Origin of the sequence: Eggerthella hominis (assembly GCF_014287365.1) — a bacterium.
Taxonomy (GTDB): Bacteria; Actinomycetota; Coriobacteriia; order Coriobacteriales; family Eggerthellaceae; genus Eggerthella; species Eggerthella guodeyinii.
The window spans coordinates 103075-124129 of record NZ_JACOOA010000010.1 but is presented as its reverse complement, the minus strand read 5'-3'; the positions used below and the strand labels follow the sequence as shown (position 1 = coordinate 124129).

The following is a 21055-nucleotide window of genomic DNA, read 5'->3' as shown; positions in this document are numbered from 1 at the left end:
GCGGGCCATGAGGATGTCCACGAGCGAGCCCATGACCCGCGCCGTGTCCTCGAGCGTCTCGTGGCCGCCGAGCTGGATGGTGCCCGGGCCGAAGAACTGCGCGTGGCCGCCGAGGTCGGCCATGGCCGTCTCGAAGGAGATGCGGGTGCGGGTGGACACCTGCTGGAAGATCATGCCGAGCGTCCGGTCCTTCAGGATCAGCGGGTAGCGGCCGCCCTCCTCGATCATGGTCTTCATGGACCGCGCCAGCTCGATCATGTCGAGCAGCTCTTCCTTGGTGAAGTCGTTGGTGTCGATGTAGTCCTTCACTGCCATGGTTCCTCCTATGTGGGATCGGTGTCCGCGGCTTCCGGTTCGTCGGCCGCTTCTCATGGCGCACAGCATGGGAGCAGGAGGTGAGGTTGTGAAGGAATAATGGAGTTCATTTTTCGGCGCAGTTCGCCCCCAGGGGAACTGAACCAGAAATACAGCGTATGAGCAGGAGGTATTACAAAGGGGTGATAGTGCGGTCGGCATCGCATGAACCCGTTTGAACGCGTCTGAACCTTTTTGAACCGGCCCTGAACGCATTTGAACCGCTATCGCCTCCCCTTCGGAGGGTTATCATGAGCACACAGGCTCGCACCGGGGATCGAAGGGGAGTAGATCACGTTGGAAATTGTTTTCTACGTTTACACGGTACTCGTCATGCTGGTTTGCATCGCCGCAAGCACGATCGCGATCTCCACGTTCCTCATCTCGCAGAACCGCACGTACCTCTTCACCGTGTTCTTCTTCCTGTTCTACTTCTTCGACCTCGTGCTCATATTCCAGAGCGAGTACCTGAACCACGGCACGCTCATTCCCCTCGATTCGTACTACGGCATCGAGCAGCCCCTGCTCAAAACCGTGTTCGCCGTGGGCATCCTGGAATCGATCTGGCTCATCGTGTGCGATTACCTCAACAAGCGGAGTCTCGTGCTCAAAATCGCCCCGGCGACCGCGTTCGTCGTCGCCAGCTTCCTCATCGTCATGCTGATGCCCGAAGGCGATTGGAAACAATGGTGCTTCTACAGCCTACGCGAGGCGTTCTTCGTCTGGTGCCTTGCGTACTCCTTCGCGCAGTACCGGCGCACCGGGAGCGCCGTCGAGCACGCGCGGCTATGCCGGCAGAGGCCGCTGTTCATCGCAACGGCCGTGCTCGTGGTTTGCATCGTCGTCGAGAACACGCTGCTCATCCTCATCTGGACGCCGTCGGGAGCCATCGCGGCGTCCCTGCTGCCGCTGTACCTGTCCGAGCGCAATTTCTCGGAGAACACCCTCGTCCTGGTGTACGCCTTCTTCGCCCTGCGCACGGGCATCAGAACCCTTCATCTCAGGGCGAAGGAGCCGCCCACCCCCGACAGCCCCGCGTCCCAGATACACATCGAGGACGTGCTGCCGCTGTACGCCGAGCAGCATCGGCTGACGCCGCGCGAGCGCGACATCCTCAGGCTCACGCTGCTGGGCAAGGATTACCAGAACATCGCGAGCGAGCTGCAGCTTGCCGTGGGCACGGTGAAATCGCACACGCACAACATCCTGAAGAAAACCGACCAGGCGAGCCGCCGGGAGCTCATGCAGGATTTTTGGAAGGAATAGCAAAGCGCCCCGCCGGGACCGAGGTCGGGGCGGGGCGCTTGGTGGAGCTGGCGATGCGAGGTTGCTGCGCTAGGCGGTGATCACCGTGCCGGTCTTGCCTTCGAGGCCCGCGGCGGCGCACTCGAGGCTCGTGATGAGGGCCTTGCCCTCGGGATGCGCCTGCACGAACTCGATGCAGGCCTCCACCTTCGGCAGCATGGAGCCGGGGGCGAACTGGCCCTGGGCGATGTACTCCTCGGCCTCGGCCACGGTCATCGTGGAGATCTCGGCCTGGTCGGGCTTGCCGAAGTTGATGCACACCTTCTCGACGGCCGTGAGGATGACGAGCATGTCAGCGCCGAAGTCGGCCGCGAGCTTGGCCGAGGAGCGGTCCTTGTCGATGACCGCGGGGACGCCCGTGTACTGGCCGTCCTCCTCGAACACCGGCACGCCGCCGCCGCCCGTGGACACCACGATGTAGCCGTCGTCCATGAGGTCCTTCACCGCGTCGAACTCGACGATGCGCACGGGCTTCGGCGAAGCCACCACCTGGCGCCAGCCGCGGCCGGCGTCCTCCTTGAACGTCCAACCGGTCTCGGCGGCCTTGGCCTTGGCCTCCTCCTCGGACAGGAACGCGCCGACGGGCTTCGTGGGGTTCTGGAACGCCGGGTCGTCTGGATCCACCACGGTCTGCGTGACGATGCAGGCGGTGGAGCGCATGATGCCGCGATCCTTGAGGTCGTTGAGGATGGCCTGGGACAGCTGGTAGCCGATGTAGCCCTGGCTCATGGCGCCGGCCTCGGGGAACGGCATCTCGGGGGTCTTGCCGTCGTGGGCGCTCGCGTAGGCGAAGGCGTTGTTGATCATGCCGACCTGCGGGCCGTTGCCGTGGCTGACCACGACGTTCGTGCCCTCGCCCACCATGTCCACGATGTGCTTGGCGGTGTTCTTCACGAGGTCGAGCTGCTCCTGCGGCGTGTTGCCCAGCGCATTGCCGCCGAGCGCGATGACGACCGACTTGCCGTCACCCTTCTGGTAAGGCATACGAAACTCCTTCTATCGAGGATTGATGGAAAAGGCGGAGCGGCCCCTGGCGAAAAGGACCGCTCCTGCCGCATCGCTCCCTTCGCCGGTGCGCACCGGGAAGCCGAAGGAAAACGCGCGGTTCTCTGGAAAATGCATCCTATGAATCCGCCCGGTCGGCGCGCATGAACGCACTCGACCGGGAGGATTCCAGGCGCGCCACGGCGCGCGGTACTACTTGCCGGCGGGTTCCTGCTGGGTGATGCAGTGGATGTTGCCGCCGCCGAAGACGACCTGGTCGGTCTTCACGCCCACGGCCTTGTACACGCCCTCGCCCCACGCCTCGTCGAACGCGGCCTGGATCTGCTCGACGGCCAGCGCGTCGTTCTCGTCGCCGTACTGCGGCACGATGACGCCGCCGTTGACGATGAGGAAGTTCATGTAGGAAGCGATCAGCGGCTCGTCGGCCACGCGCGGCTCGGCGTTCTCATCGGTGTCGATGGAATCGCACGAATCCTGATCCATGTACAGCGGGTTCACCGGCATGACGAGCTTGGTCACCTCGAGCTTGCGGCCCTTGGCATCCGTCGCGTTCGACAGCGTCTCGTAGGCGGCATGGCACTCGTTGTAGAACGGGTAGTCCGGATCGTCGGACCAGATGCACAGCACCTTGCCGGGCGCGACGATCTGGGCGACGTCGTCGATGTGGCCGTTCGTCTCTTCGGGATCGATGCCGTCCTTGACCCAGATGACCTTCTCGACGCCCAGATACTTCTTGAGCTGCTCGTCGCAGTACGCGCGCAGCTCTTCGGACCAGGGCTCGAAGTCGGTGGCCGACGCGTTGCGGCCGGGATCGAGCAGGCACATGTCGGTGGTGATGACCGTGCCCTCGCCGTCGACGTGGATAGAGCCGCCCTCGAGGATGAAGCTCTCGGGGCGATAGCGGCGGCAACCGCTCATCTCGGCCATCTTGAGCGCGATCTGCTCGTCCTTGTCCCAGGGGAAGTACAGGCCGTTCTCGAAACCGCCGTAGGCGTTGAAGTGCCAATGCACGGCGCGCTTGTCGCCCTCGTCGTTGACGACCCAGGTGGCGCCGGTGTCGCGCACCCACGCGTCGTCGGTGGTCATCTCGATGACGGTGACGTTCTCATCGTTCTCGAACATCGCCTTGGCGTTGGTGTAGTCGGCCTGGTTCACGCACATCGTGACGGGCTCGAACTGGGCGATGGCGCGGGCGACGTCGGCGTACTGCTTCTGGGCCGGCTTCGCGCCCCAGGCCCACGTGTCGGTGCGATGCGGCCACGCCATCCAGATGCGGGTCTGCGGCTCGAACTCGCCGGGCATGCGGTAGCCGTCTGCCTTCGGGGTGGATTCGCTCTCGTGAATCGTCTTCATAATGCACACCTTTCTGTTTTGATTTGCAGTACTTGCTTTCAAGCGTTGCTTGCGGTTGCGGCGGTTGCTACGCCACCGGTACGGGCTCGGGCTCCGCGTCGCTCTTCGCCTCTTCGGCTTCGGCATCCTCGCCAGCCTCTTCGGCGGCTTCCGCGTCCAAACGCTCGGCGGCCAGGGCGGGCGTCAAGCCCTTGTACTCTTCCGTGCGGCCGCGCTTCGACCAGATGCGCACCACTTCGCCGAGCACCACGAACACGATCACGCCAATGAGCATGGGGATCTTCGAGAGCTCCTCCTCCGTGCCGTTGAGCGGCACGATGGTGGCGATGATGGCGAGCACGAGCTCGATGGCGGGGATGGCCAGCATAACGTACATGAGCTTGCCCTTGAAGGGGAACGTGAACACGCGCTTGCGGTTCGGGTCCACCTTGCGCATCTTGAGGAACGCCGGGAACATCGGGATGTAGCTGATCAGCAGGAACACAACGTTCATGGAGAACAGCATCCAGAAGATACCGTCGGAGATGGCCGGGATCGGAATCAGCTGCAGCATGAGGGCGAGCGATGCCACCACGCCGTTGATGATAGCCGCGCCGGTGGGCATCTCCGTCTTCGCGTTCTCATGCGAGAACAGCTTGGGCATGTTGCCGTGCTTGGCGGCGTAGTCGGCCACGAAGTTCACGCCGAACGACCAGGAGGCCATGTTCGCGAACAGGGTGACGAGGAAGATGATGCAGATGATCATGAAGATCGGGGACGCCTCGCCCACCATGGTCATCACGGCGTAGATCATGCCGAAGTCCGGGTCGATCTGGTCGGCCGGGATGGCCGCGCCGATGCCGAACGAGCAGAACAGGTAGATGGCACCGATGGCCAGACCGCCCAGCACGATGGCCTTCGGAATGTCCTTCGAGGGATTCTTCATGGCACCGGCGAACGTGCAGATAACCTCGAAGCCCATGAAGTTGAACAAGATGATGGACAGGTACGTCAACGCGTTGGTGTTGGTGAGGTCGGGCATGAACGTGGCCGGCGACATGTCGCTGGCGAAGCCGTTGTTCACGGCGTACCAGATGCCGAGACCGCCCACGGACACCGCGATGAGCACCTTGAGGACGGCACCGCCGTTGAGGATCCAGGCGGAGTCAGACACCTTCGAGAAGCTCATGAACACGACGATCCACACGAAGGCCAGCTCGATGAGCAGGACCGGGGCGAGCTCGAACTCGACGCCGAACACCATGCCGAGGATGTCGGGGAACAGCGTGGCCAACGATGCGATCCACAGCGGGAAGTTGATCCAGTAGTACCACGCCACGCGGCTGCCCCAGCGATCGCCGAAGGCTTCGCGGATCCAGTCGTACAGGCCGCCGTCGGAATCGTAAGTGGTTCCCAGCTCGGCCACCACCATGCCGTAGGGAAGCAGGAACGTGATGATGAGGAAGATCCACCAGAAGAACTGCTGGTTGCCGATAGCGGCGGCGGGAGCGGCGGCCTCGGCCACGAACACCACGCAGATCACGGAAAGAATGACGCTGATGAATGAGAACTTCTTGACTTTATTACCCATTGGTATCCCCTTCCAGGGGGTCAGCCCCACCAGGTCGCGTCAGCTTGAGCGCGGGCCCGGCCCGGTGGAGCGTTCGATCAGTGCGGGTGTTCCGAGGGGGTCCGTCCCCCTCGGAACACCCGAGGCATCGCTAGGCGATCTTGTTGAGCACCGCGTTCATGCGGGCCTCGGCCGCGTCGGCGACGGCGGCGTCCTCCTCCGCCTTGGGGCAGAGGTAGGCCAGGATCGCGCGGATGGAGTGCTTGCGGTTCTCGGCCTCCACCCAGCAAAGCGAGCGCTCGGGATGGTCCATGACCTCGTCGGTCACCTCCTCGCCGCGGGTGGCCGGCAGGCAGTGCATGAACTTGGAGCCCGGGCCGGCGAAGTCCATCATGTCCATCGTCACCTGGTACTTGGGGTAGAAGACGTCCATGTAGCTCGCGCCGCCCTCCTCCTCGTCGTAGAGGCCGTACCACACGTCGGTGTAGACGAAGTCGGCGCCCTTGATGGACTCGACGTCGTCGGAGACGGTCACCGTGCCGCCGGAGAGCTTGCAGTTCCCCTCGGCGATCGCCATGATGTCGACGGTCTTGTCGACGACGAGGCCGCCGTCGGTCACCTGGTGGCCCTTCGGGCCGAAGTGCACGAAGTCCATGCCCATCTTCGAGGCGATGAACATGAGCGACACGCACACCTGGGTGGCGTCGCCGACGAAGGCGAGCTTGCAGTCCTCGATGGACTTGCCCTCGGGCAGGTTCTCGATCATGGTCATGAGGTCGCCGAGCTCCTGGGTGGGGTGGTTGTAGTCGGACATGCCGTTGATCACCGGGGCCGCGCTGTTGGCGGCGAGGCCCACCACGTCGGGGTGGCGGTTCACGCGGGCCATGAGGACGTCCACGAGCGAGCCCATGACCCGCGCCGTGTCCTCGAGCGTCTCGTGGCCGCCGAGCTGGATGGTGCCCGGGCCGAAGAACTGCGCGTGGCCGCCCAGGTCGGTCATGGCCGTCTCGAAGGAGATGCGGGTGCGGGTGGACACCTGCTGGAAGATCATGCCGAGGGTCCGGTCCTTCAGGATCAGCGGGTAGCGGCCGCCCTCCTCGATCATGGTCTTCATGGACCGCGCCAGCTCGATCATGTCGAGCAGCTCTTCCTTGGTGAAGTCGTTGGTGTCGATGTAGTCCTTCACTGCCATGGTTCCTCCTATGTGGGATCGGTGTCCGCGGCTTCCGGTTCGTCGGCCGCTTCTCATGGCGCCCACTATGCAGCCGGCACCCTCCGTTGTGAAGGAATAATGAAGATTATTTTCTTCAAAAAGAGTCTATAACCGAAATAATCCTTGGTAATCCATCTTCTGATCAGGTGTTATAATCTTGGATTACAAAAGCACTACAACCCCGATACGACTCCCTAAACCCACGAGGTAGAATGACCGCAGGAAGAACGGCCGACCCGCACGCGGGAAAGCGAGGGGACTAAACCTTGGAGATTGCCTTCTACTTCTACACGATCCTCGTCATGCTCGTTTGCATCGCGGCGGGAACGATCTCCCTTTCCGCGTACTTCGTCTGCCGCAAACGCAGCCACCTATATATGGTGGCGTTCTTCCTGTTCTACTTTCTCGACCTCGCGCTCATCTTCCAGAACGAATACCTCGGCCAGAACACCGAGTTTCCCCTCGAAGTGTTCTACATCATCGATCAGCCGGCTCTGAGGATCTTCTTCGCGCTGGGCATCATCCAATCGCTGTGGCTCGTCGCGCTCGACTTCCTCGGGGACAAGCGCCTGTCGATGCGGATCGTGCCGGCCGTGGGATTCGTCGTGCTCAGCGCCACCGTCATCATCGCCGTGCCCGAGGGGCAGTACAAGCAATGGCTGTTCTACAGCATGCGCCAGATATTCCTGCTGTGGTGCCTCGCGTACGCGCTGCTGCGCTACCGCACCACGAAAAGCGAGATCGAGAAGGCGAGGATGCGCCGGCAGGAGCCCCTGTTCCTGATCACGCTCGTGCTGACGATGTGCATTATCCTCGAGGACACGTTCATGATGCTGGTGTGGGATCCCACCACCGTCGCCATGCTTCCCCTCTACATATCCGAGCGCAACTTCTCCGAGAACTTCCTCATGCTGGCGTTCGCCTTCTTCAGCCTGCGCGAAGCCGCCGCCACGCTGCGCCTGCGGTTCAAGGAGCCCCCGGTGTCCGAGAACCCCGTCGTGCGCCAGCAGATCGACGACCTGCTGCCCGCCTACAGCGAGCGCCACGGCATGACCGCCCGCGAGCGGGAGATCCTCGCGCTCGTGCTGCAGGGCAAGGACAACCAGAACATCGCCAGCGATCTGCAGCTGGCTCTGGGCACGGTGAAGGCGCACGTGCACAACATCCTGAAGAAGACGGATCACGCGAGCCGCCAGGAGCTCACCCGCGACTTCTGGAAGGAATGACCAGGCAGACCACGCGGCGCGCCCACGACGAGGAGGCCCCATGAACGAGGTTTGGTTCTGCTACACCATGCTGTTCATCCTGATGTGCCTGTTCTCGGCCAGCATGTCGCTGTCGGCCTACTTCGTGTCGCACCGCACCACGTACCTGGGCGTCATGGCCTTCTTCCTCGCGTTCTGCCTGGAAACGTCGCTCATCTTCCTCGACGAGTACTCGTATCTGAAACCCGAGACGTTGGCCGAGATCGTGACGTTCCCCTTCATGCACCCGTGGTTCAAGCTGGCGTTCTCCACGCTGTTCATCATGAGCGTGTGGTGGGTGGTGCTGGAATACGTCGAGCGCCGCACCTGGCTGCGCATCGCCGTGCCCTGCGGCATCTGCGTGCTCGTGCAGGCCGTCGTCGTGGTGGCCGTGCAGGACTCGCGGCTGAGCCAATGGATCTTCTACGGCGTGCGCGACCTCTGCGTGGCATCGGCGCTCGCCTACGGGTTCTGGGCGTACCGCCGCACCGGCGACGAGGCGTTGCGGCAGCACCTGCTGCGCATGAGAAAGCCGTATCTCGTGTTCGCCGTGATGATCGCGCTCGTGTTCGTGGAAGACTCGGTCATGATGTACTACCTCGCGCCCCAAATCACCGACCTGTCTTTCACGTACCACCTCAGCGAGCGCAACATGTGCGAGAACGCCGCGGTTATCTTCTGCGCCGTGCTGGCCATCCGCTCGGCGGCCGACACCCTGTCCATCCGCTTCCACGAGCCGCCCACCGGCGCCACCACGAAGGTGCAGCAGCGCGCCCACACGCAGCTGGCGCGCTACGCCGACCGCCACGCGCTCACGCCGCGCGAGCGCGACGTGCTGGCCCTGCTGCTGGAGGGCAAGGACAACCAGAACATCGCGAGCGCGCTCACGCTGTCGCTGGGCACGGTGAAGGCGCACGTGCACAACATCTACCACAAGGCGGGCGTCGGCTCCCGCCAACAGCTCCTCCAGAGCTTCTGGAAGGAAGACTAGGAATCTCCCCTGCTCAAAAGCGTGCTAACCCCTTCTAATCCCGGGGGCGGGGAATCCAACCCCTTATAAACTTTCCTCCGGCGGGGCGACGGGCGTATGGTCGTTTCCAGAGGGGGCGGCCGCAAGGGAGCCGCCCGCACGCGAGGGCGACCGCCCGGTCGTCCCGAGGAAGCGGCACCGCGTCCGCTTCAACCGGATTGGGAAAGGAGGGCAGCGCTGATGGCAGAGGATACGACCGCCGTCGCGGCCACCGACGAGGACCGCGAGCTCGGCACCAAACCCGTGCACGGTCTGTTCGTGAAGTACTCGCTCATCACGCTCATCGGCATGGCCGCGCAGGCCGTCATGGTTATCCTGGAGGGGGTGATCATCGGCAACGGCCTGGGATCGTTCGGCCTGGCCGTCGTGGGCATCATCATGCCGCTCGAGCTGCTGAATCTGGCGCTGGGCGGGTCGCTCGGCATGGGCGTGGCCACCGTGGCGGGCAACCGCCTGGGAGCGGGCGACGCGGCGGGAGCGCGCAAGGCGTTCTCGCAGGGCTTCTGGCTGTCCACGTACCTGATCCTGGCCGTCTCGGTGCTCATCTTCATCTTCGCGCCGCAGATCGCCCTCATGCTGGGCGCCACGCCCGACCTCGTGGACGGCGTGGTCACGTTCATGCGCATCTTCGTGTGCTTCTACCCGTTCTGCATCCTCGGCCAGATGATGTCGTCGGTGCTGCGCGTGGACGAGAAGCCGGCCCTGGCCACCGCCGCCATGTTCGGCTCGGCCGTGCTGGCCATCGTGTGGCTGTACTGCTCCATCTTCCTGGCGAACATGGGCGTGGCCGGCGCCGCCGTGTACTACGGCACCTCGATCGGCCTGTGGTTCGTCGTGGTGTTCTACTTCATCTTCAGCAAGCACACGAACTTCAAGATCTCGCTGTCCGACATGAAGATCGAGGGCGCGCTGTGCCGCGAGATCCTCGTCATCGGCCTGCCCACCTTCCTCGTGCAGGTGGCCAGCCTCCTGTACACCATCGTCATCAACAACTACCTGGGCGTGCTGGGCGGCGATTTGGAGATTTCCGCGTTCGCCATCCTGAACGGGTACCTCGTGTACATCCTCAACATGATGTGGCTGTGCGCGACGTACGGCGTGCAGCCCCTGGCCAGCGTCAACTTCGGCGCCAAGCGCCCCGACCGCCTGAAGACGCTCATCCGCGTGGCCGTGGTGGACACCGCCGGCGCCATCGCCGTGATCTCGGTGCTGTTCATCGTGTGCGCCGTGCCCATCTGCACCATCTTCTGCGGCAACGAGCCCGACCTCATCGCGCTTGCCGCCGCGAACGCCCTGCCGCTGTGCGCGCTGGCGTGCCTGGGAACCGTGTCGAACGTGATGTCGGCGTACTTCCAAGCCGTGGACAAGGTGGTCATCGCCACGGTGCTGGGCATGAGCCGCTATCTCATCTTCACCGTCCCCTGCATCATGATCATGTCCTCGTTCATGGGCATCACGGGCGTGTGGTGGGCGCAGCCGGTAGCCGACGTGCTGTGCTTCGCGTTCACCCTGGTGTTCGTGGTGCGCGAGCTGCGCCGCCTGGGCTCGCTGCGCACCGAGACCGCACCCGATACGTCTGACCTCCCGCAGGAAGGAGCCGTCGCATGAAGCCGGCCGATCTGATTCTGAGCAGCACCCGCATCTTCACCGCCGAGCCGGGCGCCGACGCCACGATGGACGGCAGCATCGCCATCGAGGGCGGCCACATCGTCTTCGTCGGGCCGCGCGAGGAGGCCGCCGCCTACGCAGGGCCCGCCACCCGGCAGGAAGACCTGGGCAACGCGTTCGTCTGCCCCGGTTTCCACGATTCCCACCTGCACTTCTTCCCCTCGGCGATGGATCGCTCGCCCTACGTGGTGTTCTGCGAGGGCACCTGCCCCGAGGACTGCGTCGAGGCGCTCAAGCAGGTGGAGGACGCCCGCCCGCGCGACGAGTTCATGCTGTCGTACGGCTGGTACCACCCGCTGTGGGACAACCCCGTGCTGCCCACGAAGGACGTCCTCGACGCCGCCTACCCCGACCGTCCCGTGTGCCTGCAGTCGGGCGACTCCCACACGCTGTGGACGAATTCGAAGGGCCTCGAGAAGTTCGGCATCACGAAGGACTCGGTGCCGCCCGCCGGCGGCATCTACCAGAAGGACGAGCACGGCGAGCTGACCGGCATCATCCAGGAGACCGCCGCCACGCAGCTCATCCCCACCATGCTGCAGTTCAGCGAGGAGGAGACGAACGCCGGCATCAAGCAGTTCCTGGCCGACCTCAACGCCGAGGGCATCACGAGCGTGTGCGACGTGTCGCTGCTGGCCGTCCCGGGCGGCGACTTCGTGCGCGACGACGTGTACCGCGCGCTGTACGAGCGCGGCGACCTCACGGTGCGCATCAACATGTTCCCCACCGCGCTGGAGGACCTCGCCCGCGCCCGCGCGCTGCGCGACGAGTTCGCCGGCAACGACCTGCTGCGCTCCCCCGGCCTCAAGCAGTTCTTCGACGGCGTGTCGTCCACCCACACCGCCTGGCTCACCGAGCCGTATGCGAACGCGGCGTACGAGGGCGAATGCGGCGCGCCGGTCACCGATCCCGAGCGCATGCGCCGGATCGTGCTGGGCGCGGCTGCGGAAGGCTTCGCCGTGCGCATCCACACCATCGGCGACCGCGCCATCCACGTGGCGCTCGACATCTTCGAGGAGGCGCGCGCGAAGTTCGGCCCCGTGGCCGGCCAGAACGGGCTGGAACACCTCGAGAACTTCCTACCGGAGGACATCGCGCGGCTGGCCGAGCTCGACGTGTCGGCCAACTGCCAGCCGCCCCACACGGTGCTCGACCCGAACGGCATCGAGCGCGACCTGGGGCCCGAGCGCGCGCGATGGATGTGGCCGTATCGCAGCTACCTCGACGCGGGCGTGAAGTTCTCGTTCGGCACCGACTCGCCCGTGGTGGACATCAACTCGCGCGAGGTGATCTACGACGCCGTGACGCGCCAGAGCCCGGCCACCGGCGAGCCCGCGGGCGGCTGGCAGCCGCAGGAGAAGATCGACGCCGCCGACGCCGTGCGCGCCTACACGCTGGGCAGCGCCGTCGCCGCGGGCAGCGGCGACGAAGTCGGGTCGCTCGAGGTGGGCAAGCTGGCCGACCTCGCGGTGCTCGACACCGACCTCGTGACGTGCGCCCCCGAGGAGATTCTGGGCGCAAAGGTGCTGGCCACGTACCTGGGCGGCAAGAAGGTGTTCGGGGCCTAAACATCCCCATCCCCTTCTTTTTCAGGTGCCCCCGACGCGGAACCGGGGGCACCGCCCGCGTCGGCATCGCACGGGTTCGGAGAGCTTCGGAAAACGCTTTCGAATCGCCCATCAGGGCCCCAAGCCGCGCATTTCGATACAACCATGTTCCTGACCTGGCGTTTCCCAAACCAAGCAAAAACCGCGCGACACGATGGCAGAAACGACATCCCGCACGTCGGGGATTTTTGTTCAAACACGACCGATTCCGCTGCAAAATCGATGTCGGGCCGCAAGAAAACGCGGGTAGACCTAATCGTATCCAATGGGCAATCCCAGCTGCCTTCTCAGCTTCAGCTTTCGTGCGTGGTAGCCGGAGACGCGAACCTGCAATCGCTTTCCAAGATGGCGGCGAATCGTCTCTGCGATCGCATCCGTAGCAACCATGCTGTCGAGCTCGTCGTTCGTGACGCACACGACCGTCCACCCCATCGAGACGAGGGCGTTCGTCCTGCGAGAATCCGAGATGCGCTTTTTCTCGCCCGAGTGCGACTCTTTGCTTTGATACTCGACGTCGAGTTTCGCTTCGGGCCAGCACAGGTCGCCGCGGAAATACGTTTTCCCCGTAAGCGCCCGTGCCGCAGGGCTTGCGAGTATCTTGTAGTTCATACGAGGAATGCCCAGCCCATGACCCCCGTACATCATAGGCAAACCGAAAGCGAGCGCTTGCTTGGTTTCGCGAGGGGATGCAGAATCGTCGGCCAAGTAGCGTGCGATGCTCGCCACTTTTCCCGAACCGCGCAACGAAGGATTACGAGTTGCGAAGTTTTCAAACACTTTGACGGAAGCAAGAGGCTCCACCTGATAGGCAGAAGCGACCCCGGTTCGTCGCGTTTGATACGAACCGCACAATTCGTAGCCGAGCTCCAACAGGGCGACCTCGCTTTTTTCCTGCGCCGCGATATGCACGAAGGCAAGAGCGGCCGCGCTTGCGAACACGCCTTTGCCCAGCCGGTGCAGGGATCGCCCTTGCAGCGCGGATGCGCAAACATGCGACTTGCACGCTTGCGACATGCGACGTCGAGACGAGCTCGCCACCAGGACATGGGCAGGCAGGTCGATCGCCACCGAAGGATAGCTCGTCCGTACGAGCTCGATGGCTCTTTCAAGCTCGCGTGGGCTTGGAGCCCGATCGGGCAGCATGCTCGCATCGGCTCGCAGATAGGCGCGCGCACCCGGACCAGTCGTGCGCAGAATCTGAAGGGCGGTTTCGCGCCCGAAGCATATTGTCGGAGCGATCATGCGGCTCGCCGGCCGCTCGTATAGGTTTCCGCAAACATCGTAAGCACAACATCCCCTTCGCGCCCTACGTTAAGAGGATCTTGCGGGTGTGGTAAGGAAAACGAGGGCACCGTTTCCGCAATGGGCCGCTTCATGAGAAGGGCACTCGCACTAACTCCCTGTATGCGCTTATCCTAACATGCAAAACGCCTTCATATTGCACAATAACGGGCGACGTGCGAAACATCGCGCTCGACATCCGCGCGTTGGGCGGCAACCGCTAAAAGAAACACCTGATCAGGAACGCTGTCATCATCACACCGCGCGAAATCCGCTTTCCAGAATAGGTACGGAGGCTTCTTCTCTCAGGCGCAGTCCGCACGTCGGGGATTTTTGTTCAAATACATCCAGCGCGACGTGCTAATCCCATATAATCCCGCGCGGGGGCGAAACGCGACCGGTATAATCCCCCGCTCGTCGCCGCTTCGCGGTATCGTCGATCCAAGGGAAACGCGCCACACAGGCTAGGAGGCCGACGGCCATGGACGAGCTGCTCATCGAGCCCGAACCCGCCGAACGCGAGCTGGGAACCGCTCCCATCAAGCCGCTGTTCGCACGCTACGCAGCCATCACGTTCGCCGGCATGCTGGCCCAGATGGTGATGGTGGTGCTCGAGGGGCTCATCATCGGCAACGGCCTGGGCCCGCTCGGGCTGGCCGCCGTCACCGTCATCCTGCCGCTCGAGCTGCTGAACCTGGCGCTGGGCGGCGCGCTGGGCATGGGCACCGCCGCAGCGGCCGGCCAGCGCCTCGGCAGCGGCGACGCGGCGGGCGCGCAGAAGGTGTTCGCGCAGGGCTTCTGGCTGTCGGCGTACCTGCTGGTGGCGCTTTCGGCCGCTATCGCCCTGTTCGCGCCGCAGATCGCCACGCTGCTGGGCGCCACGGCCGACATCCACGCCGACGTGACGGCGTTCATCCGCCTGCTCATGTGCTTCTACCCGTTCTGCACGCTGGGCCAGCTGCTGTGCTCGCTCTTGCGCACCGACGAGAAGCCCTCGCTGGCATCGGCGCTGGCCGTCATCGCCTCGGTCGTGTCGCTGTTGTGGCTGTACGTGTGCGTGTACGTGCTGCAGCTGGGCTTCGCCGCCGCGGGCGCGTACTACGGCATGAGCACGGGGCTGTGGTTCTTCGCCATCCTGTATTTCCAGTTCAACAAGAAGTCAACCTTCAAGGTGACGTTCTCGGGCATGAAGCTGGAGCGTAAGGTGTGCGGCGCCATCCTGTGGCAAGGGCTGCCGCTGTTCCTGGTGCAGGCCGCCAGCCTCGTGTACACGATGGTCATCAACAACTACCTGGGCGCGCTGGGCGGCGACCCCGACCTCGCCGCGTTCGCCGTGATCAACGGCTACGTCATCTACCTTTTGGATATGCTGTGCCTGAGCGCCACGTACGGATTGCAGCCCATCGCCAGCTTCAACTGCGGCGCACGGCACCACGACCGCCTGCGCGAGCTGGTGAAGGCCAGCCTGGGCGGCACGTTCGCCATCCTGGCCGTGGTGTGCGGGCTGGTCATCGCGTTCGCGGCGCCCATCTCGGCGTTCTTCATCGGCGACGACCCCGCCCTCGTCGAGCTGACGGCCTCGCACTTCCTGCCGCTGCTGGTGTGCGCGCCGTTCGGGTTCATGGCACAGGTGGCCTCGGCGTACTTCCAAGCCGTTGGCCAGGAGCGCACGTCCATCGTGCTGGGCATCTGCCGCTACCTGCTGTTCGCCATCCCGCTGATCGTGGCGCTGGCCGCGCTCGAGGGCATCACGGGCGTCTGGTGGTCGCAGCCGCCCGCCGACCTGCTGGCCGCCGCCCTGGCCGTGGCGCTGGCCGCCCGCGAATGCCGCAAGCTCAAGCGCGCGGACGCGAGCGCGAGCGCGGATGCGGGTGCGTCCGCGCTGGGAGCGCCGGAGGGGGAAGCGCTGGTCGAGGGGGCGTAGGAAGACTCACGAAGATGCGGGGGCCGTCTCCCCGTCGACGCCCGCATCGTACACGATGTCGAACACCTCCTGGCGCGAGCCGACGCCCATCTTCTCGTAGATGTGGGCGACGTGGGTCTTCACGGTGCCCTCGGACAGCACGAGCTCGCGCTGGATGGCCGGCCGCGACCGGCCCTGCGCCAGCAGCGACAGCACCTGCGTCTCGCGCTGCGACAGCCCGTAGCGCTCGCCCAGCAGCACGCAGCGACGATCCACCACCTCCACCACGGCGGCGCCGTTGCTCTCAAGCGGGATCTCGGGCTCGCCCTCGATCGTGTACTCGTTGAGCGCATCCGCCGACGTGAGCGTGCGCTGCCGCCGCTCGTACAGCAAGCGCGGGTGCACGGCCACCACGATGATGAGCGCGTACGACACCGCAAGCACCACGAACGCCGACGCCACCTGGTCGGTTTCGAGCAGGAATATCCACCCGATAGAGCAGATGCTGTACGGCGCCAACGACATGCCGGCGTTGAAGTACGACGGCCCCGCCAGATCCTTCTCGGCGTTCATGACGAGCGTCCAGGTGAGGATGTGCGAGAAGAACTCGGCCGCCAGCAGCACCACCGTCACCGGCTCGCTCCACATGCCGGGAAGCACCTGCTTGAGCACCGCCAGCATGAAGCACCCTACGATGACGAGGAACGGCACCTGGTAGCGGTACCCCAGCGGCTTGTCGGCCGAAGCCACGAGCGTGCCCAACGCGAACGCCGTCAGCAGCACGCAGGCAAGGCACGTCCGCACGCACGAGACCAGCGCGTCCTCGGCAACGTATTCGACCCGCGCGCTTCCCCATATCCCGACGTTGCTCACCGCGCTGAGCGTGACGATGGAAACCCCCGAGGCGACGAGCAGCAGGTAGAGGTGCGATCGCGCCTTGTCGGCCACGACGCCGCCCTGCGCGGCATCGCGCTTCCGCCACGCGCGCGGCAAAGCCGCCAGCGCGACGAGCGGGCACGCGCAGCACACGACGATCTGCGCCGTCGCGCTCAGCGCCGAGCTTGCCGCAACGCTCAGCACCTGCTCGATCACCTGGCTCGCAAGCGCCACGACGATGGCCGGGCGCAGCGGGACCGCCCGCGCCAGCGCGATGTAGAACGACGCCACGATCCACAGGTACCCCATGCCGAGCACGAACGAGGCGCCCACGCCGAGCACCACCGGCGCCACGAGCGTCTGGTGGAACGCGATGGCGAACCCGGCGGTGCAGAAGCACATGACCAGCGGCAGGTACGTCCGCATGCCGCGCCCGAAGCGCTCGAACGCCCCGGGAGCGACGAGGATCAGCAGCGAGACCGCGACGCGACCCGCGTGGTACGCGTACCGCGTCGTCTCGAGCGAGGAGTCGGTCGACGACGGCTCGAGAAACACCCCGCCGTATCCGACCAGGTTCACCCAAACGCCCATCACCGCCAGGCCGACGAGCGCCGCGATGGCGCGCTTGCGCTCGTCGAGCGCCACACTCCCAAGACCGCTTCCCGTGAACCGCATAGCAACCCCTCCCCTGCGCGCCCTGCATCCAGCCCCCTCAAGCCACTTCGCACGATAGATGCATCCGCCCCACCATACATCATCCGGTTCGGACGATAGTGCGACCAGGGGCAATATCTGCCGGTTCGCACGATGCCCCATTCTGTCCCGCCGCCTACTCTCAGGGCGTCGGCATCGCCGGCACCACGGAACCATCAAGGAAAGGGGACCATCATGGGAGCATCATCGGTTTCACGTCGCGATTTTCTGCGCAACGCAGGCCTGGCCGCAGCGGGAGCGGCCGTGGGCGCCTCGGCGCTCGGCCTGACGGGCTGCGCCGATCAGGCGGCCGGCGGCGGCACCGACCAGGAGGCATGGGACAAGGAAGCGGACGTGGTCGTCGTGGGCTTCGGCGGCGCGGGCGCATGCGCGGCCATCGCCGCGGCCGACGCGGGCGCCAGCGTCATCCTGCTCGAGAAGAACGCGGAAGCGGAGCACCTCAGCAACACGCTCATGTCCGGCGGCATCTTCCACTCGCCCGACAAGGACGGCGACAAGGAAGCGCTCAAGGAATACCTGCGCGGCATGTTCTCGGGCGAGAACCTGCCGACGAAGAACGAGGGCGAGCAGTCGCCCCTGTTCGTGGACGGCATCGTGGAGAAGTTCGCCGAGTACGAGCCGCTCAACGTCGAATTCATGCAGAGCCTCGACCCCGATTTCAAGGTGATCGAGCGCGGCGGCGCGGCCTTCCCCGACTTCCCCGGCGCCGAGAAAGCGGGCTACAAGAGCTACAACAGCACGTACGGCAAGTCGGCCACGGGGCCCAAGTTCCCCACCATCGACATGCCGAAGGAAGACACGGCCGCCGGCCTCGCATTCTTCAACTGCTTGAAGACGGGCATCGCCGACCGCACCGACAAGATCGAAGTGGCATACGAAACGCCCGGTCAAAAGCTCATCCAGAACGACGCAGGCGAAGTGATCGGCGTCGTCGCCCAGCAGGGAGGGGCCGACGTCCGCATCAAGGCGAAAAAGGGCGTCATCCTCACGACCGGCGGTTACGAGTACAACGAAGAGATGCGCCGCGCGTTCCTCGAAGGCGAGGGCATGACCGGCTGGGCGTTCTACGGCACGCTTTCCAACGAGGGCGACGGCATCCGCATGGGATGCGAGGCGGGCGCGCAGCTGGCGAAGGTGGGCAAGGCGGCGTCGCGCCTCATCTGGTCGTGCCCCGACGTGACGAAGAACGACTGCAACGTGGGCTCCATCACCGACTCGGTGGGCGGCGCCGGCACCATCGTCGTGAACTCCGAAGGCCGCCGCTTCATGAACGAGACGCTCATCACGAAGGACCCGAGCCGTTACTTCTCGTACAAGAACGCCGTGCACATGGACATCGAGAAGCTGGAATTCCCGAACAACCCGTCGTACATGATCATCGACGAGACGAAGCGCACGTCGGCGCCGCTGGTCAACATCACGCTTTCCACCTGCGGCTTCGGCATCATCCCGTGGGACGAGGACAACCAGACCGCCATCGACAAGGGATGGCTCATCAAAGCCGACACCATCGAAGAGCTGGCCGAGAAGATCCGCGACACCCACGAGCTCAACAGGGGCCGGATGGATCCCGCCGTGCTGGCCGCCACGATGGAGCAGTACCAGCACATGGTGGACACCGGCGTCGACGAGGAGTTCGGGCGCACGAGCACGTCGAAGGACCCGCTGACCGGCGAAGAGACGGACAAGGGATTCCAGCCCATCAGCACGCCGCCGTTCTATGCGATGCCGCTCGTGGCGGGCGGCCCCAACACGAAGGGCGGCCTGCAGGCCGACGGCGAGCGCCGCGTCATCGACTGGCGCAACGAGCCCATCCCGCGCCTATACTCGGCCGGCGAGATGTCGTCGTGCTTCAAGTTCGTGTACCAGGGCGGCGGCAACGTGACCGAATGCATCGTGTGCGGGCGCATCGCCGGCGAGAACGCCGCGGCCGAGACCGCCTGGGATGCCGCGAAGTAAAACCATACGCCGCGGCGGCGTGCGAACGCGGACGCCGCCGCTTCCCCGCCCCGCTCGGCGGAGGGCGACACCCTCCCTCCCCTCGCCCGCGCCGAGCGGGGCCATCCGCAACCACGTTCGACGAAGGAGTCAGCCGTGAACCGAATGCACCTGTGCATAACCGTCGCGTTGGCAACATGCGGCATCGTCGCCCTCGGCGGCCTCGCCGCGTGCGCTCCGCAGCACAACGACGAAACCGGCAGCGAAGGCGCGAACGCGGAATCGACGCAGGTCGCTTTCACCTGGAGCTACGATTCCACCTGCGCGCAATGCCACGAGAAGGAAGATGGGTCGATGGACGACGCGGCGTGCCTCGCCGCCACGCACGCCGCCGAGAGCACCACGTGCGCGACCTGCCACACCGACGAGAGCGGCCTGGCGAGCGCCCACGAGAACGCCACGCCCGACGAAGCCAAGAAGCGCGCGACCAAACTGCGCAGCACCACCATCGACGAGGCCGCGTGCCTGTCGTGCCACGGCAGCTACGAGGAGCTCGCGGCGAAGACCGCCGACCTCGCACTGCTCACCGACAGCGAGGGCACCACGGTGAACCCGCACGCCATGCCCGAGAACGAGGACCACGCCTCCACCGACTGCGCCAGCTGCCACGTCATGCACGACAGCGAGCCGGCCGAGGAGAGCGCGCCCGAATACTGCGACTCGTGCCACCACGCCGGCGTGTACTCCTGCCACACCTGCCACGACTAGCGAAGCGCTCGCCGCACGCCGCACGCCTCCCTCCGCGCGCCTCCCTTCGCGTGCCTCCCCGCTTTTGGACGCAAAACGGCACCGGTGACAATTCTCTTGGCAACGCAAAGCCCCAGAAGGCGAATCGAAATCTCGCCACCTGGGGCTTTGCTTGTTGCAGCGACGTCGCACGACGAGAACCGCACGCCAAAATTGTCATGGCCCCCGATTCGCGTCCACGCGACCGGAATTCGCGTCCGCTACGCGACGATCAGCGTTCCCGTCTCGCCTTTGAGGCCGGCGGCGGCGCTTTCGAGCGAGGTGATGAGCGCGCGGCCCTCGGGGTAGGCGCGCACGTACTCGATGCACGCCTCCACCTTCGGCAGCATGCTGCCCGGAGCGAACTGGCCCTCCGCGATGTAGCGTTCGGCCTGGGCCACGTCCATGACGTCGATCTCCTCCTGCTCGGGCGTGTTGAAGTTGATGGCCACCTTCTCCACCGCCGTGAGGATGACCAGCATGTCCGCCTCGAACTCGGCGGCCAGCTTCGCGCTCGAGCGGTCCTTGTCGATGACGGCCGGCACGCCGTGGTAGCCGCTCGCGTCCTCGACGACCGGCACGCCACCGCCGCCGGCGCACACCACCACGTAGCCGTCGTTCATGAGGTCCTTGACGGCGTCGAACTCCACGATGCGCTGCGGCTGCGGAGACGCGACCACCTGACGCCAGCCGCGCCCGGCGTCCTCCTTGAACATGGCGCCCGTCTCGGCGGCGAGGCGCACGGCCTCGTCCTCGGTGAGAAACGCGCCCACGGGCTTCGTGGGGTCGTCGAACGCGGGGTCGTCGGCATCCACCACGGTCTGCGTGATCAGCGCCACCGACGAGCGCATGATGCCGCGCTCCTTCAGCTCGTTGAGCAGCGCCTGGGACAGCTGGTAGCCGATGTAGCCCTGGCTCATCGCGCCGCACTCGGGCAGCGGCATGGCCGGCGTCTTGCCGTCGTGCGCGTTCGCGTAGTCGAACGCGCTCTCGATCATGCCGACCTGCGGCCCGTTGCCGTGCGAGACGACGACGTTGATGCCCTCGGCCACCATGTCGACGATGTTCTGCGCGGTGTGTTTCACCAGCTCGAGCTGCTCCTCGGGGGTCGAGCCCAAGGCGTTGCCGCCCAACGCGATGACCACCGACTTGCCGGCGCCTTTCTGATAGGGCATGGAAGCTCCTTTCGATCGCAGAGCGGGGCCCACCCCAAGGGACGGGCCCCGCTC

Annotated in this window: 15 protein-coding genes and 1 pseudogene; 8 read left to right on the top strand and 8 right to left on the bottom strand. The window is 65.1% G+C overall.

Going from position 1 to position 21055, the window contains the following annotated elements; genetic code table 11:
• Nucleotides 1–315: pseudogene (locus H8S61_RS16475) on the bottom strand (putrescine carbamoyltransferase); the annotation flags it as partial.
• A 372-nt stretch (nucleotides 316–687) separates the two neighbouring features.
• On the opposite strand from H8S61_RS16475, the gene H8S61_RS16470 reads away from it, so the two are divergent.
• On the top strand, nucleotides 688–1620 hold the full coding sequence (locus H8S61_RS16470; RefSeq protein ID WP_255466675.1) for a LuxR C-terminal-related transcriptional regulator: 933 nt from the start codon (nucleotides 688–690) through the stop codon (nucleotides 1618–1620).
• 69 nt (nucleotides 1621–1689) lie between these two features.
• Here the strand turns inward: H8S61_RS16470 and arcC (H8S61_RS16465) are convergent, their stop codons facing one another.
• The 4 genes from arcC (H8S61_RS16465) to ptcA form a co-directional block, all read right to left on the bottom strand.
• Nucleotides 1690–2643 carry a carbamate kinase gene (gene arcC, locus H8S61_RS16465; protein ID WP_186939753.1) on the bottom strand — a complete coding sequence of 318 codons (954 nt, stop codon included), beginning with the start codon at nucleotides 2641–2643 and terminating at the stop codon, nucleotides 1690–1692.
• A gap of 213 nt (nucleotides 2644–2856) precedes the next feature.
• Nucleotides 2857–4017 (bottom strand): agmatine deiminase, encoded by a 1161-nt coding sequence (aguA, locus tag H8S61_RS16460; protein WP_160943702.1) that lies wholly within the window; start codon nucleotides 4015–4017, stop codon nucleotides 2857–2859.
• A gap of 67 nt (nucleotides 4018–4084) precedes the next feature.
• A complete protein-coding gene (locus H8S61_RS16455; RefSeq protein ID WP_186939752.1) occupies nucleotides 4085–5587 on the bottom strand; it encodes an APC family permease in 1503 nt (500 codons plus the stop codon).
• Between the two features lie 130 nt (nucleotides 5588–5717).
• Nucleotides 5718–6758 carry a putrescine carbamoyltransferase gene (ptcA, locus tag H8S61_RS16450; RefSeq protein ID WP_186939751.1) on the bottom strand — a complete coding sequence of 347 codons (1041 nt, stop codon included), beginning with the start codon at nucleotides 6756–6758 and terminating at the stop codon, nucleotides 5718–5720.
• Between the two features lie 287 nt (nucleotides 6759–7045).
• Here ptcA and H8S61_RS16445 point away from each other — a divergent pair, with 287 nt between their 5' ends.
• The 4 genes from H8S61_RS16445 to H8S61_RS16430 all read left to right on the top strand — a co-directional run bounded on the left by H8S61_RS16445 (nucleotide 7046) and on the right by H8S61_RS16430 (nucleotide 12289).
• A complete protein-coding gene (locus H8S61_RS16445) occupies nucleotides 7046–8005 on the top strand; it encodes a helix-turn-helix domain-containing protein (RefSeq protein WP_160943638.1) in 960 nt (319 codons plus the stop codon).
• A 40-nt stretch (nucleotides 8006–8045) separates the two neighbouring features.
• On the top strand, nucleotides 8046–9014 hold the full coding sequence (locus H8S61_RS16440) for a helix-turn-helix transcriptional regulator (protein ID WP_186939750.1): 969 nt from the start codon (nucleotides 8046–8048) through the stop codon (nucleotides 9012–9014).
• Between the two features lie 219 nt (nucleotides 9015–9233).
• Nucleotides 9234–10661, top strand: a complete 1428-nt coding sequence (locus tag H8S61_RS16435) for an MATE family efflux transporter (protein ID WP_186939749.1) — start codon at nucleotides 9234–9236, stop codon at nucleotides 10659–10661.
• Nucleotides 10658–12289, top strand: a complete 1632-nt coding sequence (locus H8S61_RS16430) for an amidohydrolase (protein ID WP_186939748.1) — start codon at nucleotides 10658–10660, stop codon at nucleotides 12287–12289. The genes H8S61_RS16435 and H8S61_RS16430 overlap by 4 nt, the downstream gene beginning before the upstream one ends.
• 291 nt (nucleotides 12290–12580) lie before the next feature.
• Here H8S61_RS16430 and H8S61_RS16425 read toward each other — a convergent pair whose 3' ends face one another.
• On the bottom strand, nucleotides 12581–13396 hold the full coding sequence (locus tag H8S61_RS16425) for a putative endonuclease domain-containing protein (protein ID WP_366458639.1): 816 nt from the start codon (nucleotides 13394–13396) through the stop codon (nucleotides 12581–12583).
• 694 nt (nucleotides 13397–14090) lie between these two features.
• Here H8S61_RS16425 and H8S61_RS16420 point away from each other — a divergent pair.
• The gene (locus tag H8S61_RS16420; protein ID WP_255466674.1) at nucleotides 14091–15533 is read left to right on the top strand and encodes an MATE family efflux transporter; all 1443 of its coding nucleotides are present in this window, start codon (nucleotides 14091–14093) and stop codon (nucleotides 15531–15533) included.
• A 6-nt stretch (nucleotides 15534–15539) separates the two neighbouring features.
• Here the strand turns inward: H8S61_RS16420 and H8S61_RS16415 are convergent, their stop codons facing one another.
• On the bottom strand, nucleotides 15540–17063 hold the full coding sequence (locus H8S61_RS16415) for a response regulator transcription factor (RefSeq protein ID WP_186939746.1): 1524 nt from the start codon (nucleotides 17061–17063) through the stop codon (nucleotides 15540–15542).
• Nucleotides 17064–17276: 213 nt separating this feature from the next.
• Between H8S61_RS16415 and H8S61_RS16410 the strand changes: the two genes are divergently transcribed.
• Nucleotides 17277–19061, top strand: coding sequence for an FAD-dependent oxidoreductase (locus tag H8S61_RS16410; protein WP_186939745.1), 1785 nt, complete (start codon nucleotides 17277–17279; stop codon nucleotides 19059–19061).
• 144 nt (nucleotides 19062–19205) lie between these two features.
• On the top strand, nucleotides 19206–19808 hold the full coding sequence (locus tag H8S61_RS16405) for a cytochrome c3 family protein (protein WP_186939761.1): 603 nt from the start codon (nucleotides 19206–19208) through the stop codon (nucleotides 19806–19808).
• A 239-nt stretch (nucleotides 19809–20047) separates the two neighbouring features.
• Here H8S61_RS16405 and arcC (H8S61_RS16400) read toward each other — a convergent pair whose 3' ends face one another.
• The gene (gene arcC / locus H8S61_RS16400; RefSeq protein WP_186939744.1) at nucleotides 20048–21001 is read right to left on the bottom strand and encodes a carbamate kinase; all 954 of its coding nucleotides are present in this window, start codon (nucleotides 20999–21001) and stop codon (nucleotides 20048–20050) included.
• Nucleotides 21002–21055 lie beyond the last annotated feature (54 nt).